Annotated in this window: 14 protein-coding genes; all 14 read left to right on the top strand. The window is 38.6% G+C overall.

From position 1 onward, the window contains the following. The first annotated feature begins 513 nt into the window (after positions 1 to 513). The 14 genes from MST17_RS13350 to rlmN all read left to right on the top strand — a co-directional run bounded on the left by MST17_RS13350 (position 514) and on the right by rlmN (position 13,830). Entirely contained in the window at positions 514 to 702 is a 189-nt protein-coding gene (locus MST17_RS13350) for a hypothetical protein (RefSeq protein WP_257220830.1), read from the top strand. 48 nt (positions 703 to 750) lie between these two features. Next, a complete protein-coding gene (locus MST17_RS13345; protein ID WP_180025986.1) occupies positions 751 to 1,344 on the top strand; it encodes a DUF2971 domain-containing protein in 594 nt (197 codons plus the stop codon). Positions 1,345 to 1,458: 114 nt separating this feature from the next. Next, positions 1,459 to 2,283, top strand: coding sequence for a hypothetical protein (locus MST17_RS13340; RefSeq protein WP_257223976.1), 825 nt, complete (start codon positions 1,459 to 1,461; stop codon positions 2,281 to 2,283). 837 nt (positions 2,284 to 3,120) lie between these two features. Next, positions 3,121 to 3,621 carry a hypothetical protein gene (locus MST17_RS13335; RefSeq protein ID WP_180005392.1) on the top strand — a complete coding sequence of 167 codons (501 nt, stop codon included), beginning with the start codon at positions 3,121 to 3,123 and terminating at the stop codon, positions 3,619 to 3,621. Positions 3,622 to 3,713: 92 nt separating this feature from the next. Continuing rightward, positions 3,714 to 4,442: a molecular chaperone gene (locus tag MST17_RS13330; protein ID WP_180005391.1), complete on the top strand. Its 729-nt coding sequence runs from the start codon at positions 3,714 to 3,716 to the stop codon at positions 4,440 to 4,442. Positions 4,443 to 4,447: 5 nt separating this feature from the next. After that, a complete protein-coding gene (locus tag MST17_RS13325) occupies positions 4,448 to 6,757 on the top strand; it encodes a fimbria/pilus outer membrane usher protein (RefSeq protein ID WP_180025984.1) in 2,310 nt (769 codons plus the stop codon). A 13-nt stretch (positions 6,758 to 6,770) separates the two neighbouring features. Then, entirely contained in the window at positions 6,771 to 7,181 is a 411-nt protein-coding gene (locus tag MST17_RS13320; RefSeq protein WP_180025983.1) for a hypothetical protein, read from the top strand. 369 nt (positions 7,182 to 7,550) lie between these two features. Further along, positions 7,551 to 9,125 carry a 7TM diverse intracellular signaling domain-containing protein gene (locus MST17_RS13315; RefSeq protein ID WP_180082327.1) on the top strand — a complete coding sequence of 525 codons (1,575 nt, stop codon included), beginning with the start codon at positions 7,551 to 7,553 and terminating at the stop codon, positions 9,123 to 9,125. Between the two features lie 57 nt (positions 9,126 to 9,182). Continuing rightward, positions 9,183 to 9,467 (top strand): sensor histidine kinase, encoded by a 285-nt coding sequence (locus tag MST17_RS13310; RefSeq protein ID WP_168378455.1) that lies wholly within the window; start codon positions 9,183 to 9,185, stop codon positions 9,465 to 9,467. A gap of 119 nt (positions 9,468 to 9,586) precedes the next feature. Beyond that, positions 9,587 to 10,858, top strand: coding sequence for a glycosyltransferase family 4 protein (locus MST17_RS13305; protein ID WP_373685438.1), 1,272 nt, complete (start codon positions 9,587 to 9,589; stop codon positions 10,856 to 10,858). Positions 10,859 to 11,056: 198 nt separating this feature from the next. After that, positions 11,057 to 11,608, top strand: coding sequence for a phosphatase PAP2 family protein (locus tag MST17_RS13300; RefSeq protein ID WP_180025980.1), 552 nt, complete (start codon positions 11,057 to 11,059; stop codon positions 11,606 to 11,608). A gap of 121 nt (positions 11,609 to 11,729) precedes the next feature. Continuing rightward, the gene (iscX, locus tag MST17_RS13295; protein ID WP_078189615.1) at positions 11,730 to 11,930 is read left to right on the top strand and encodes a Fe-S cluster assembly protein IscX; all 201 of its coding nucleotides are present in this window, start codon (positions 11,730 to 11,732) and stop codon (positions 11,928 to 11,930) included. 109 nt (positions 11,931 to 12,039) lie between these two features. Beyond that, a complete protein-coding gene (ndk, locus tag MST17_RS13290; protein WP_078189614.1) occupies positions 12,040 to 12,471 on the top strand; it encodes a nucleoside-diphosphate kinase in 432 nt (143 codons plus the stop codon). Between the two features lie 123 nt (positions 12,472 to 12,594). Beyond that, a complete protein-coding gene (gene rlmN, locus MST17_RS13285) occupies positions 12,595 to 13,830 on the top strand; it encodes a 23S rRNA (adenine(2503)-C(2))-methyltransferase RlmN (RefSeq protein WP_078189613.1) in 1,236 nt (411 codons plus the stop codon). Positions 13,831 to 13,893 lie beyond the last annotated feature (63 nt).

Raw genomic sequence — 13,893 nt, 5'->3', positions numbered from 1 at the left:
CATGCTTTTCTATTTTTACGTACCTTGGATCCAAGCGAACAAAATCGTAGACAAAGAAAAGAACGAAGTTCTGATATCTAAGTCAAAAAGCCCTTGTTTTTAACAGGGGCTTTTTTATCCCTTATAAAAGACGGCATCAAGGCTACGAGCCTCAAATGATGTAAGCGATACTTTCATCATTTTCGCGCCTTGGATCCAAGCAAACAAAATCGTTGATAAAGAGAAAAACTAATTTCTTGAATCAATTGATTTGAATACGAAGACCCACTCATTTTGAGTGGGTTTTTTAATATTTAAAGTTACGTGCCTTAAAAATAAAAAAGTAGTGCTTTCATTTCTTACGCGTCACTCAGAACAGTGTGCTGCCTCGTTGTACTTCGTACAAAACAATGTTTTGTACTCGTTCATACTTTGGATCCAATCGAACAAAATCGTAAGCAAAGAAAAGAATTTATTTAATTATCTTTTGAGTTTTATGATACAAGGAACCCAATATTAGCGTGGGTTAGAATAATGATTTTATATAAATATGTGAGTTTTGAAGCTGCTTTAACGATTTTGAAAACAAAATCTCTAGGTTTTTCACATTTAGAAGATTTTAATGACCCATTTGAATGCACTGGTTTTGGTTTTTATGATTTGGATGTACCGACATCGGTAGCAGTAGGGCATTCCGAAATCAGTTTTCTAGAAAATATGTGATTTTAAGTTTGACTAGAACTGCTTTAAATCTACTCATCTGGCCACATTATGGGGATAGTTAAAAAAGGTGTCGTGATCGGAATAGACACATGCAAAGCAGGTTTTGAAGATGGTGATCAATTTATTATTCCTTCAACAAAAGGAGAGTTAAGATATTTAAAAACAGCGCCGAAGCAGGCCAATGTGGCAAGTGTTGAAAAATTAATGTCGGTAGGAAATTCAAATATTTTAAATTGGGATAATGAAGAAGTTTTAATAAAGCATGGTTTGCTTTATAAAATGCAGGAATGGGCATACGAAGAGGAAGTGCGTATTGTAAAAAATATTAGCGATGGTCAATTCGGGTATCACTATTCTACAAAAACACATGCATATATCAATGACCAACTTTGGCAAAGAGTCCAATTGCAAACGCGTCCAATTTATACGTTAAAATTGCCTGAAGAAGCCTTTGTTGAAGTATATGTTGGGAAAAATGCATATATTGATCTTAGAAGAAAGCAAGAGCTTGTGAAGCCCGTAATTGATCATAAGGTAGATCAGTTTGAATTGCTGAAAGATCTATGTATTGAATCTAATATTGGTTTGAAATGTATTTCATTAGATTTGGAAACATGGGCTTTAAAAGCGGTACCGATTTAATCTAGTGGTTTGAGTCGTAGGTAGTTTCAAAACTCCTATATTTGTGTCATCTGTGTTGAATTTAGGTTGTGATAGAGTAGGCATTATTCATGCTGCATGGAGTGTGTAATTGCAATGAAAATATCAAAACTCTCTCTCTTACTCGCTCTTTGTCTACCTGTGGTGAGTTTTGCACAAGTTTCAGATATAGCACAGTCTGAGTTAAAGCCTTTACCTGATGTTCGGATATCCATGCAGCGGATGCTTCGCTCTACTGAAGGGCGTTATTTCTTAGATTTGTATGCTGGCATATGGAATCCGCACGGGACTTTGACTGATTTGCAAGAGCCCAAACAAATTAACTTTAAAGGGACTCAAAAAGCAGATTTTATTGACTTGAACTCAGTCAATGTTGTGACTGAACAAAATGCGGTAACAGCTTATCGATTGGCAGGAACATTGAATGCAAATACAGGATCGTTTAAAGCTGAACTGACGGAACAAACGGCACCACCATCTACAAGTTATCTACAGTTTGAGCCTGCGTTTAAAGCTGTAGATAAACCTATCCTGCTGTTTAAGTTCTATGGGGTGCAATCCGCAGACCAACCTTATGGGAAGTCTCTAAAACGCGTAGATGTCATTAATAAGTCAAATGACAAAGTCTTGCAGTCATTACAAGGCTTTAGTGCATTTGGTAATAGTATGGGATTCTTAGATGTAAACTTTGATGGATACTATGATGTGGTACTCTCAGATACCTCTGAAGGTCGAAAAATAGAAGATAAGCGATTTATTTATTGGATGTACAATCCTAAAACGAAAAATTTTCAACGCTCACCACAATTGGAAAAAATTGCTGGCTTCCCAAAATTAAAAGGAGAGTTGCAGCAGATTGACTTTGGATCAGGTCAAATCTTTCGAGTCGATCAAGGATTGCTTTATCCAGTCAGTGAGTAAGTTAAATTTTTTAAAAAGCCCCATAACTTGGGGCTTTTTTTATTTATAGAATTTTCTAAAGAAGAATGTAGGCAGTTTTAAAAGAGGTATTCAGTATTTTGAATAAAAAATCAAAGTAAAAAAGTGCGTTGAAAGAGAGGAGCTGAATTTCAATATGCATGATAATTCATGTAATAAATGAGATTCTAAAAAATTGAAAAACAAAAATCTGAAATTTAAAGAAAGAAAATATGATTTACAAAAGCTTAACATTGGAAACTAAGACGTGTTTCAAAACCTGTAATTTAATACAAAGGCTTAGTATTTGGTGACGTAATTCTTGTATTGCGTTTCAAAAGACATACCTGAAAGTGGTGATTATACATTCGAGATTCTATTTAAAATTTAAATTTAATCGGTCTTTACTATTAATATAGTTGAATATTCACGTAGTATTGGTTTGTTTGAAAATTATTTTGAACTATTTCACAAATATTTGGTGAAATATGTAACAGCCTATATTATTTTTAATGTTACTAAATTTAATAAAAACAATAAGATATGTTATACCAAGAAATAGGGATATGAAAAAAATCCCCAAAATTTGGGATAAAGAGGAAAATTAAATAAAAACATAAAAATTAAAAATATTTAATATATTACAGCCACATAATTTAAATATTCGTAAAAAATAATATTACATTAATATTCGTGTGAATATTCCACATTAGGTTCTTTTTTTCTCCACATGATTAAGAATGAATCAGCACCTAGGGAAAGTAAGATTAATTAGTTTTTCTTAATAAATATCCTTTGATGCACATACTAATAAATCTCATATGAGAATGGAGAAGTGAAATGTCTACATCTAAAATTTTAACCGCAGTACTATCTGCAACATTGTTCGTAGCACTTCCAGCAACATCTGCAATCGCTGGTGGTAAAAAAGAATCTAAACAATGTGGCGGTGCGCCGTGTGAAGGCGAAATCGACATAAAGTTACAGATTCTTAAAGCATGTGAGCTTTTGGTAGGTAAAGACATCAAACTCGTTGAAGACAGTTATACGGGTGCTAGTGGCTTTACAGTTACAACGAACACTCCATATACATTAAATCTATCTACGCTAAACGCGGGTTCAAGTGCAGATACTTTTGTAAAACATGAAACCACTAGTGATAAAGTATTTACAAAAATCACGACTTCAAAAGGTGGTGTGAATTATCCAATCGGTTCTACACCTGTAGCTGGTATGAGCGTTGATAACTTTGCTGTATCTGTAGCTCCAAAAAATACAATTTCAGGTACTCAACGTGCTGGTACATACAAAGATACTTTATATATCAAAGTAGCTTACTAATCCAAATTTAGGGAGTTGATTCTACACAGTTAGGGTCAACTTCTTTTTATTTTTGAATTGATAATAATATTTAAATGTACTGGGGTGGGTGTATGAAAAGTTTATTCAAAGTCGTTTCATTTAGTTTAATGACTTGCTTATTGAGTCCTCAAATATTTGCAGGTATTTCAATTAGCCCTGTGCAGTTATATTTAACCGATAAATCTAAACAACGCAGTGCGACATTTACTTTGGAGTCGAAAGGGGATGATGAGACACCACGTATTTTTGAGGCTCAAGCATTTAAATGGACTCAAAATGCTGCAGGCGAAGATGTTCTTTCACCTGAATCCAATATTATTATCAATCCGAAAAACTTTATTTTAAAACCAAATTCAAAACAAATGGTTCGTGTGGGATTTACTCAATCTGTAGAAAGTATGAATCTACAACAAGAAGAAGCATGGCGTATTCTTTATACTGAGCTACCACAAGTGACGAACTCTGAATCGAAAATTGCACTGTTATTAAGTATTAATGTGCCATTTTTTGTCGGCAAACAAGAACCCGCTTATTTGAAATTTATTGCTAAAAAATCGAATGGTCGCACCATTATTCAGGTTGAAAATTTAGCAAAATCACACATTCAAATCCAAAAACTTTATGTCATCGATAAAAGCAAGAAAACAGTCGCTGAATCTTCCGATATGAAATATTTATTGGCATTAGGTAAAAACCAATACGACATCGGGAGTGTTTCTTTACAAGGCGCTAGTAATTATAAAGTCGTTGTGGAAACAGATAAAGGTGACACTCCTTTGGAGTTTAATTTAGTTGAGTAGTGGCTATGAATAGAATTACATTGCTTCTATATTGTATTTTATGTGCTAATTCTGCTCATGCAGAAGCTGTTGATATGCCTGATGATTTATTTCCAACCAGTATTTGGGTAAACGAAGTAGACCGCAAGAGCGAAGTATTATTACTGACTGAAAATAACAAGTTTTATATAGAGTGCGCAGATCTTGATAAGCTGCAAATTAAAGTAGAAATTCTGAAACGACATGCAACTAAAAATTCATTTTGTTTGGTAACGGATCAAGATATTCATTCTGGATTTGATCCTCAATTGCAAGCTATCAAAATTAATCTTCCATCAAAATATTTCTTTGGGCTAGAAACGGATGCCTTAATCAGTCAGCCGATGCCTGCAAATTTTGGTGCATTTCTCAATTATGAAATGCACTTTGAAAATAACACTCAACATAATAATTTTGGTGTACTGCCTGAACTTGGGGTGTTTAAAGACAATTGGATTTTAAGAAATAATGCCTTTTATCGAAATAATAAAGGGGATGATTATCGTGAAGAAAAATTTGTAAGGTTAAATAGTAGTCTTGAGTTTGATTTCTCCAAAAATGCGACCAAGCTGATTATTGGTGATACGACCTCTGCCTATAGCGCATTAATTCATGGTGTGCGATTTGGTGGTTTGAGTTTTGGTACAGACTATACGTCACGTCCAGATTTTGTGTATTGGAATATTCCAAGTCTAAAAGGTAGTGCAGTTTTACCTTCGACTGTTGATTTATATATTGATGGCGTAAATATTTATCAGAAAAAGATTTCACCTGGAGATTATAACCTACAAACAGGTGCCAATATTGAAAGTGCTGGTACAGCGCAAATGGTTGTACAAGATGTATTGGGGAATACCACTGTTCGAAGTTTTCCGGTGTTAATTAGCAGTAAATTGCTCAAAGAAAATTTAAATGATTACAACATATCATTAGGGAAACTACGCTTCAGTTATGACGAAGAAAATAGCGATTATCGCGATTTTTTCAGTTCAGCCTATTGGCGTAGAGGTGTCACCAGTCGTACCACGTTGGGTGCAAGTGCTACCTATAGTGACAAAGTAAAAAATGCAGGACTGCTATGGACGCAAGCGGTCAATCGATGGTTTGTTTTAGACAGTATTTTTTTAGGCAGTAAAACCGATAATGACGATGGCTATTCTGCAGGTTTGGCTATCAGTCGTAATTTCGGGAAACTTAATTTTGGTGTGAGTTCACGCTACGCTACAAATGATTATCGGGCGTTAGGTTATGAAGATAATCATATTTTTCCAAAATTTGAAAATATGGCGTATTTGAGTTTTGCTAATTTTCCATTCTTTCAAAATTTAAGTCTGAACTATATCGAACAAACCCAGTATGAATCTAATGATCCTTTATTTGAGTTAGAGAATCGCAAAATGCTCACTGTGGGTGTGAGTCGCGAAATTACACCGAATTTAATGTATACCGCCAACTATTTCCAAGAATTTGGAGATAGCGATGACTCAGGTGCCTTTATTACATTTTCTTATAATTTTGGTGGTGGTAAGCGTATTCAGGCTGATGCGGGTACCAATAAATCCGGCGGTGTCCGTTTCATTCAAAATGCATTCGGTGAATATGGTGCAAATTATGCGCTCGGTGTGGATTATCGTAATGATGAAACGGTATTAAATGCCTATGGTGGTTTGTCCACTGATGTTGGTGATTTAACCTTAAGTCATCTCTATAGTGAAAATGATTCAACAACACAGGTTGGCTACCGTGGCGCTATGGTGTGGTTGGGTGGTCAATACGCATTGACCAGTTTTGTCGATAATGCCTTTGCTTTAGTGAATGTTGGTGGTCGTGAAGATATTGATGTCATGCGTTCAATGTCTCCAGTCGCGAAAACCAATAAAAAAGGCTATGCCTTTGTACACGATATCGTTCCTTATATTAATTACGATATTTCATTTGATGAAAATCAATTACCGATCGAAAGCAAAGTTCCAAATGCTGCACATCGTTTAGTCGCATTAAGACAGCGTGGTTATAACATTAATTTTTCAGTATTTGATACACAACAAATATTGGTCAAAATATTGGATGAACAAGGTCATCAATTTGTTGCAGGAAGTGAAGTTGCAATTGATACCCCAGAAGCTGATGTTTATCCAGTGGGTTCAGATGGCACGGTAATGTTATATGGTTTGGTTGAAGGCTACTACAAGTTGACGGTGAGGACCAGTGGTGGTCGATCTTGCCAAACAGCATTAACAGTGCCGAAAAAGGTAGAAAACCAAACTCCTGAATTAATTACATTGCAGTGTAAATAAAGGAGTATTTCCAATGAAAAGTATTTTACTCATCTCAGCAGCGTTATTTAGTTCAATAACATTTGCTGCACCGAATCGTTGTGAAATGGGACGAATCAGTGAAACCAATATGCGCTTGGCGAATTACTATAATAGTCAAGCGGCGAGTTCATTTAGTGTCGATTGTTCCGGTAAATACCGCATACGCTTTAATAGCCGTAATTTGCAGGATACTTCGGGCAGTAGTTTTGTGACGAATGGCCCGATTAAGCTCAAAACACGAATGACTGTTTCAGGTGCGATGGAAAATCTGTGGAATGTTTCTACAGAGCAAGGCGCTGGCAAAAATAACTATGTGATTGCTGTGCGTTTGGTGGAGCGAGTGAATGCAACGACACCTGCAGGAATCTACCGCGATACAGTCTTTGTAAATATGGTGTTTTGAGAGGCTTAGCGAGTGATTTTATTTCATGGTTAAGGTGATTATATGCAGAGTGCTAAGTTCATGTCGCTAGATTGAAGCTTGAGTATAGATATTAATGTGAGTCTCTAGCTTCAATCTAAGTAGCTCCATTCTCTGTTGCAAATATAAAGTTGGATGTGAATGTCTTGAGTATTCGAGATGTTAAAATATCGATATAGCGTTAAGAATAAATAATTCAGAAAAAGTTTTTCTTATTAGAGTTCATAGGTTTAATATGTGATCTTGTTTTTATTTTAGCCATTTTATTTCGGCTAACGGGGAAGGTCAGTATTGAATCGCTATCATTCAAATGCTCCAAGTTGCGCATGTCGGAAAAAAGGTTCGATGTGCTTGGCGTATTGCGTTCAAACACGTCTGACATTTTTAAATGTCCTCATTTCTCTAATTAAACCTTTAAAGCTGAAATTTACCGTTCTTTGTCTTGTATTTGGTGCAATTGGGCTAAGTCCACAAGCTATTGCCCAATCATGTCAGTCAAAATTAGTCAGTCAAGAAGTCGCTCAGGCGCAGATGCCAAGCGGAGAATTGACCGGGCATGAGCATTGGCAAACGATAGAAAAGTTACCAGATCGTTGGAAAGATCGTTGGGATAATTATTCTGGCACAGCTTGGTATCGCTTGAAATGGCAATACACGTGTCAAGATGCAGGCTCAGATCCGCTTTCTTTGATGGTGAGTTACATCAATATGGCAGGGCAAGTGTATTTGAATGGTCAGCTGTTTTGGCAGGATGATTCATTACAAGAGCCTTTGTCACGAAGTTGGAATATGCCTCGGCAATGGGTAATTCCACCCAACAGCCTAAAGCAAGGTCAGAATGAAGTGCTGATACGAGTGGTGGGCGTCAATGCACTGAATCTAGGGCTTGGTGAGGTTAGTTTAAACCGCTATCACGATAATACCAAAGTGTATGAAAAACATTGGTTGGCTATGCGAGGCTTGCATAGCTACACCACTATTTTTGAGTTTATCTTGGGGATCATTGCGGGGCTGGTTTGGCTGTTTCGACGCGAAGAGAACGCTTTTGGTTGGTATGCCATAACCAGTTTTCTTTGGGTGCTATACGTTGGGCAACTTTTAGCTACCGAGACGCTTTGGGGGCTATCAACGCTAGATTTCTATCGTTTGCATATCTTTATCTTTCTTTGTTTTACGACAGCGACTTGTCTCTATCCTTGGCGTTTTGCAGGACGAAAATTTCCACGTCTTGAAAAAGTCATGGGGATGACTGTTTTTGTATTGGGTTGCTTGATTTTTTTTACACCACAGTCTTTGGTACAACCTGTCTTAGATTTGAGTTTTATGGTGGGCTATGCTTGCTATATGCTGAATTGCCTGACATTTTCGTGGATTGCTTATAAATCAGGACAAGTTGAAGCCAAGTTGCTGGCAGGGATTATGTTGTTGATTTATGTCCCAATTGGTGCCCATGACGGTTGGCGCTTAATGATGAATGAAGGGGATTTGATTTCGGCATATGCTTCCCCGATAACAACCTTGGGTGTGGCGATTATTTTTGCACTACGCTTGACTAAAAGTGTGAGACGAATTGAAAAGTTTAATCAAACGTTGGCAACAACGGTCACTCAAGTAAAGGAAGAGTTGACGCATACCCTACAAAATCATTATCAGTTAGAAATGGAAAATACCCGCTTGCAAGAGCGTATTCAAATTGCACATGAGCTACATGATGGCTTAGGTGGCTCCTTGGTTCGTTCAATGGCATCGGTTGAGCAGAGTTCCAAAGATCTGACCAATTCGCAATTTTTATCGATGTTGAAAATTTTAAGAGATGATTTACGACATATCATTGATAGCGGTTCAAGTTTAGGCACCAAACTGCCTGAAACCCCATTGTTATGGATGGCACCCTTTAGGCACCGTTTTAATCAGTTATTTGATTAGCTCGATATACACGCTAAATGGTCAGTTCCTGCAAAATGGGAAGTGGATGTTACTCCAATGGAATGTTTAACCCTACAGCGTGTAGCCGAAGAAGCATTAACCAATATTGTGAAGCATAGTCATGCGACCGTGGTGCAGATTCGGATTTATTATGAAAACTCGGCATTGATAATGGAAGTAGAAGACAATGGTGTGGGGTTTGATGTGAATTTGGTCAATCAAGCCGGTTTGAGTGTGGGGCTTCGTAGTATGAGTGGGCATTTAGAGCGGATGAACGCAGATATGCAAATCACTTCTCGTGCGGGTCAGACGATTTTAAAAGTGATTAAAAATTACGGATAAATCATGATTTTGTAGAAGAAATTAGTCAATTTTTTTCAATAAACTGTCATCAAATAATCATCAAAATGCAAAAAACTGCTGCTTAAACTGTGACTATACATTTATAAGAAGCATGTAAGATCATGACAGAATCGGCTATTAATTTAGGGCGTATGCAGGATGAACCTGCGCGATTTCAGTTCCAATTTAAGCATATGCAATCACGAATGGATGTGCAAACGGTCTCAACATTAATCCGTCCAGGTCTAAAAATCGCCATTGTTACAGATACGTGGGCGCCAGAAATTAATGGTGTTGCACATTCTTTATTGCAGTTGTGTAAAGGCTTGCAGCAACAAGGCAACTCAATATTTTTAATACGCCCTGAACAGTCCGAAAGTTGTCAGGATTTCAGACCTGATCAAGAGTGTTTGGTTCGAGCGCAGTCGATTCCTAAGTATTCAGGTTTACAATTTGGCTGGCCGCAACTGATCAAACTCAGTAAAGCTTTAAAAAAAGCCCAAGTCGACATTGTGCATATAGTCACTGAAGGGCCTTTGGGTTTTGCTATGCTCCAACTGGCGCGTTCATTACAGATTCCTGTGTCCAGTGGTTTTCATTCGGCCTTTCATGATTTTAGTCGCTTCTTTGATTTAGCGTTTTTCATGAAGCCTGTACAACATTATTTACGATGGTTTCATAACAATACTCAACTCACCTGTGTCCCGAGCCAAGATACTGCGGATGCCCTGCATCGATTAGGTTTTAGTTGTCCATTGGTGGTGGTGGGGCGAGGTGTGGAGCATAGTCGATTTTCTCCCTCACATTATCGAGCAGAACTGAGACAACAGTGGCAAGCAGATGAACATACCCGCGTGATGCTCTATGTCGGTCGGCTATCTCCTGAAAAAGAGGTAGATGTTTTAATTTCAGCCTATCGTTCGATGTTGACCATGGATGCACGAACGAAATTGGTCATTGTGGGGGATGGGCCAGATCGTGAGCGATTAATGCAACTGGCAAAATCCCTAGATGTTATTTTTATGGGAAGTTTAAGTGGTCAGGCTTTATCGGAAGCCTATGCCAGTGCGGATGTTTTTGTTTTCGCAAGTCAGGTTGAGACTTTTGGTAATGTGGTTTTGGAGGCAATGGCCAGCGGATTGCCGGTGATTGCATATAATGCTGCATGTGCCCAACTGCACGTGAGAAATCAGCAAACGGGATGGTTATGTCATTTATCTCGAACCGATGAATTTATTCGCCTCATGCAGCAATTACCGCAACGCGCTAAATTAAAAACCATGGGCATCGAGGCGGCAAACGACGCAGCTAAAATTGGTTGGCAATATCCTGTACAGCAATTTGAGCACGCGCTATATCGCGTGGTGGATCAAGCCATGATGAGCCAATGAAGCTAGCGCTATTGGTTGTATAGAAAAGTTGAGCATCCTCATAACCAATATTCATTGAACTGTCATCAAAGCATCATTGCACTGTCAAAAATATAACTTAAGCTGAGTCAAATACAGATCTCAACTTGTAAAAATAACAACACAAATCTAGCTCAACCCCAACACAGTCAGGCTTTGATTGTAGATAGGAGATTAGCGATGAATTTTAAAAATGCAAAAACAAGAATGCTGCATCTCGATTTAAAAGGCTGTATTTATCTCAATCATTTTTCGCATCAACAAGTTGTCGCTGACATATTTAAAATGGTGAGTCGACTTGGTGATGGTGTGTTTTGGTATGTCATGTTGGCGACGGTTTGGATCGTGCAGGGCATGTCTTACAGTTTGCAAATCGTCTATGTATTACTGGGTGGTTCCGTCGGCACCTCGATCTATAAACTCCTCAAAAAGAAAACTGTGCGCCCAAGACCGTACCAAGTGCATCAAGTGATTCGCTTAGGTGAACGCCCTTTAGATCATTTTAGTTTTCCATCGGGGCATACTCTACATGCAGTGATGGCAACAACAGTACTGGGCTATATTCAACCCATGCTGTTGGTCTTAATGTTGCCCTTTACGTTATTGGTGGCATTATCTCGCATGATCTTAGGTTTGCATTACCCGAGTGATGTTGCTGTCGGTGCTGCAATAGGTGCTGCAGTGGGTGTGGCGATTATTCTCTGTGCACCTCTTTTGGGTTTGGTTTTATAGTTTGATGTGGACATCACAATTGCAAAATCTGGTAATAAAAAAATTAAAAGGGTTTATCACGTCCAATTGCTGAAATTTGTTAAAGTAAGCCATCATTCTATAGACGATGTTAGGAAGACCCATGGGTTTACGCTGGACAGATACCATTGATATCGCAATTGAGCTGTATGAAGCTCACCCTGATGTTGATCCGCAATGGATTCGCTTTACTGACCTACATGCATGGGTATGTGCATTGCCAAATTTCACTGATGACCCTGAAAAGTCGACTGAAGGTCTGCTTGAGGGAATTCAGATGGCCTGGATTGATGAGGCAAGTTAATCCCTACATCGAAAAAAGCAATTTTTTTGTATAGCAAAAGCAGAAAATAGCGCATTATTCGGTATAATGCGGCAAATTTTTCACGTCAAATTGACTTAAGGAGCCTCTCATGGCTATTGAACGTACTTTATCTATCGTTAAACCAGACGCAGTTGCTAAAAACCACATCGGCGACATCTTTGCTCGTTTCGAAAAAGCTGGTCTTCAAATCGTTGCAACTAAAATGAAACACTTGACTCAAGCTGAAGCTGAAGGCTTCTACGCTGAGCACAAAGAACGTGGTTTCTTTGGTGACCTAGTTGCATTCATGACTTCTGGTCCAGTTGTAGTTTCAGTTCTTGAAGGCGAAAACGCAGTTCTTGCTCACCGTGAAATCCTTGGCGCAACTAACCCTAAAGAAGCTGCTCCTGGTACTATCCGTGCAGACTTCGCTGTAAGCATCGACGAAAACGCTGCTCACGGTTCTGACTCTGTAGCATCTGCTGATCGTGAAGTTAACTACTTCTTCGCTCAAACTGAGATCGCTCCACGTACTCGTTAATTCGCAGTATTCAAACCAGATAAGTGGTATACTGCTTGTCTGGTTTTTTTATTCTCTGAATAATTCTTCGCTCAAATACTGAGCATCTCCTTTGATCTTTAGACATGGTTTAGGTAATTACACATGAGTACTGAAGTAGTCGCTACATCAGCTGTTTCTGATGCACAGCAACAATCTCCATCCGCTCCGACGCAGCAAAATACTGTGGAGAAAGTGAACTTACTGGGCATGTCACGTCCGCAAATGGAAAAATTCTTCGAAGAAATGGGGGAGAAAAAGTTCCGTGCTGGGCAGGTGATGAAATGGATTCATCAGTTCTTCGTGACTGATTTTGCTGAAATGACCAATATTTCAGGCAAATTGCGTGAAAAACTAGAAAAGATTTGTGAAATTAAAGCGCCTGAAGTGGTGCATAAAAATTACTCAAAAGACGGTACTCGTAAATGGGTGTTCCGTGTAGGTGATGGTGCAGGTTCATTGGTTGAAACCGTGCTCATTCCTGCAGAAGATAAAACCGGCGCACGTAAGACCTTGTGTATTTCGTCACAAGTGGGCTGTGCTCTGGATTGTTCATTCTGTTCAACTGGTAAACAAGGCTTCCAACGTGACTTGAGTCAAGCTGAAATTATTGGACAGCTTTGGATGGCGAACTTCTCTTATATGGAAGATGTGCCAGTTGCGGATCGTGAACGTTCAGTGACCAACGTGGTGATGATGGGCATGGGTGAGCCACTGTTGAACTATGATGCCGTATTGAATTCAATGCGTATCATGCTGGATGACTTTGCGTATGGCATGTCGAAGCGTCGTGTGACTTTATCAACATCAGGTGTGGTGCCTAAAATTGACCAATTGGCACAAGACATTGATGTGGCCTTGGCCATTTCACTCCATGCGCCAAATGATGAATTACGCAACGAACTAGTTCCGATCAATAAAAAATATCCGTTGGAACAGTTGATTGCAGCTTGTCAGCGTTATATCGCCAAAGATGGTAATGAAAGTTCGCGTAAACACGTGACCATCGAATACGTGATGTTAGATGGTGTAAATGACCATCCTGAACATGCACAGCAAATGTTAAAGCTGTTGAAAAACTTACCAAGCAAAATTAATTTAATTCCGTTTAACCCGTTCCCGCATGCGCCATACGGTCGTTCAAGCCGTAACCGTATTATTTCTTTCCAAAAAACTTTGTCTGATGCCGGTTTTGTGTGTACGATTCGTCAGACACGTGGTGATGATATCGACGCTGCGTGTGGACAACTCGTGGGGCAAGTTGCTGACCGTACTCGTCGTGCGGAGCAATGGAAAAAGAAAGTTGCGCAGCAAAATGAGATACTGCGCTCACAAGGATAATAAAGAGGCAGCCAATTGAAAAAGTTAACGTATAAGTTCACTTTCGTTTCAGCTTTATGTGCA

This window comes from Acinetobacter sp. YH16056_T (assembly GCF_024605895.1).
In the GTDB taxonomy this organism is placed as follows: Bacteria; Pseudomonadota; Gammaproteobacteria; order Pseudomonadales; family Moraxellaceae; genus Acinetobacter; species Acinetobacter amyesii.
Note: the sequence above shows the minus strand (reverse complement) of the source record. Positions and strands in the feature narration are given on the sequence as shown.

Bases quoted from the DNA above. Each gene is read 5' to 3' on its own strand.
- MST17_RS13350 (WP_257220830.1), top strand. From the start codon at position 514: ATGATTTTATATAAATATGTGAGTTTTGAAGCTGCTTTAACGATTTTG.
- MST17_RS13345 (WP_180025986.1), top strand. From the start codon at position 751: ATGGGGATAGTTAAAAAAGGTGTCGTGATCGGAATAGACACATGCAAA.
- MST17_RS13340 (WP_257223976.1), top strand. From the start codon at position 1,459: ATGAAAATATCAAAACTCTCTCTCTTACTCGCTCTTTGTCTACCTGTG.
- MST17_RS13335 (WP_180005392.1), top strand. From the start codon at position 3,121: ATGTCTACATCTAAAATTTTAACCGCAGTACTATCTGCAACATTGTTC.
- MST17_RS13330 (WP_180005391.1), top strand. From the start codon at position 3,714: ATGAAAAGTTTATTCAAAGTCGTTTCATTTAGTTTAATGACTTGCTTA.
- MST17_RS13325 (WP_180025984.1), top strand. From the start codon at position 4,448: ATGAATAGAATTACATTGCTTCTATATTGTATTTTATGTGCTAATTCT.
- MST17_RS13320 (WP_180025983.1), top strand. From the start codon at position 6,771: ATGAAAAGTATTTTACTCATCTCAGCAGCGTTATTTAGTTCAATAACA.
- MST17_RS13310 (WP_168378455.1), top strand. From the start codon at position 9,183: ATGGAATGTTTAACCCTACAGCGTGTAGCCGAAGAAGCATTAACCAAT.
- MST17_RS13300 (WP_180025980.1), top strand. From the start codon at position 11,057: ATGAATTTTAAAAATGCAAAAACAAGAATGCTGCATCTCGATTTAAAA.
- iscX (WP_078189615.1), top strand. From the start codon at position 11,730: ATGGGTTTACGCTGGACAGATACCATTGATATCGCAATTGAGCTGTAT.
- ndk (WP_078189614.1), top strand. From the start codon at position 12,040: ATGGCTATTGAACGTACTTTATCTATCGTTAAACCAGACGCAGTTGCT.
- rlmN (WP_078189613.1), top strand. From the start codon at position 12,595: ATGAGTACTGAAGTAGTCGCTACATCAGCTGTTTCTGATGCACAGCAA.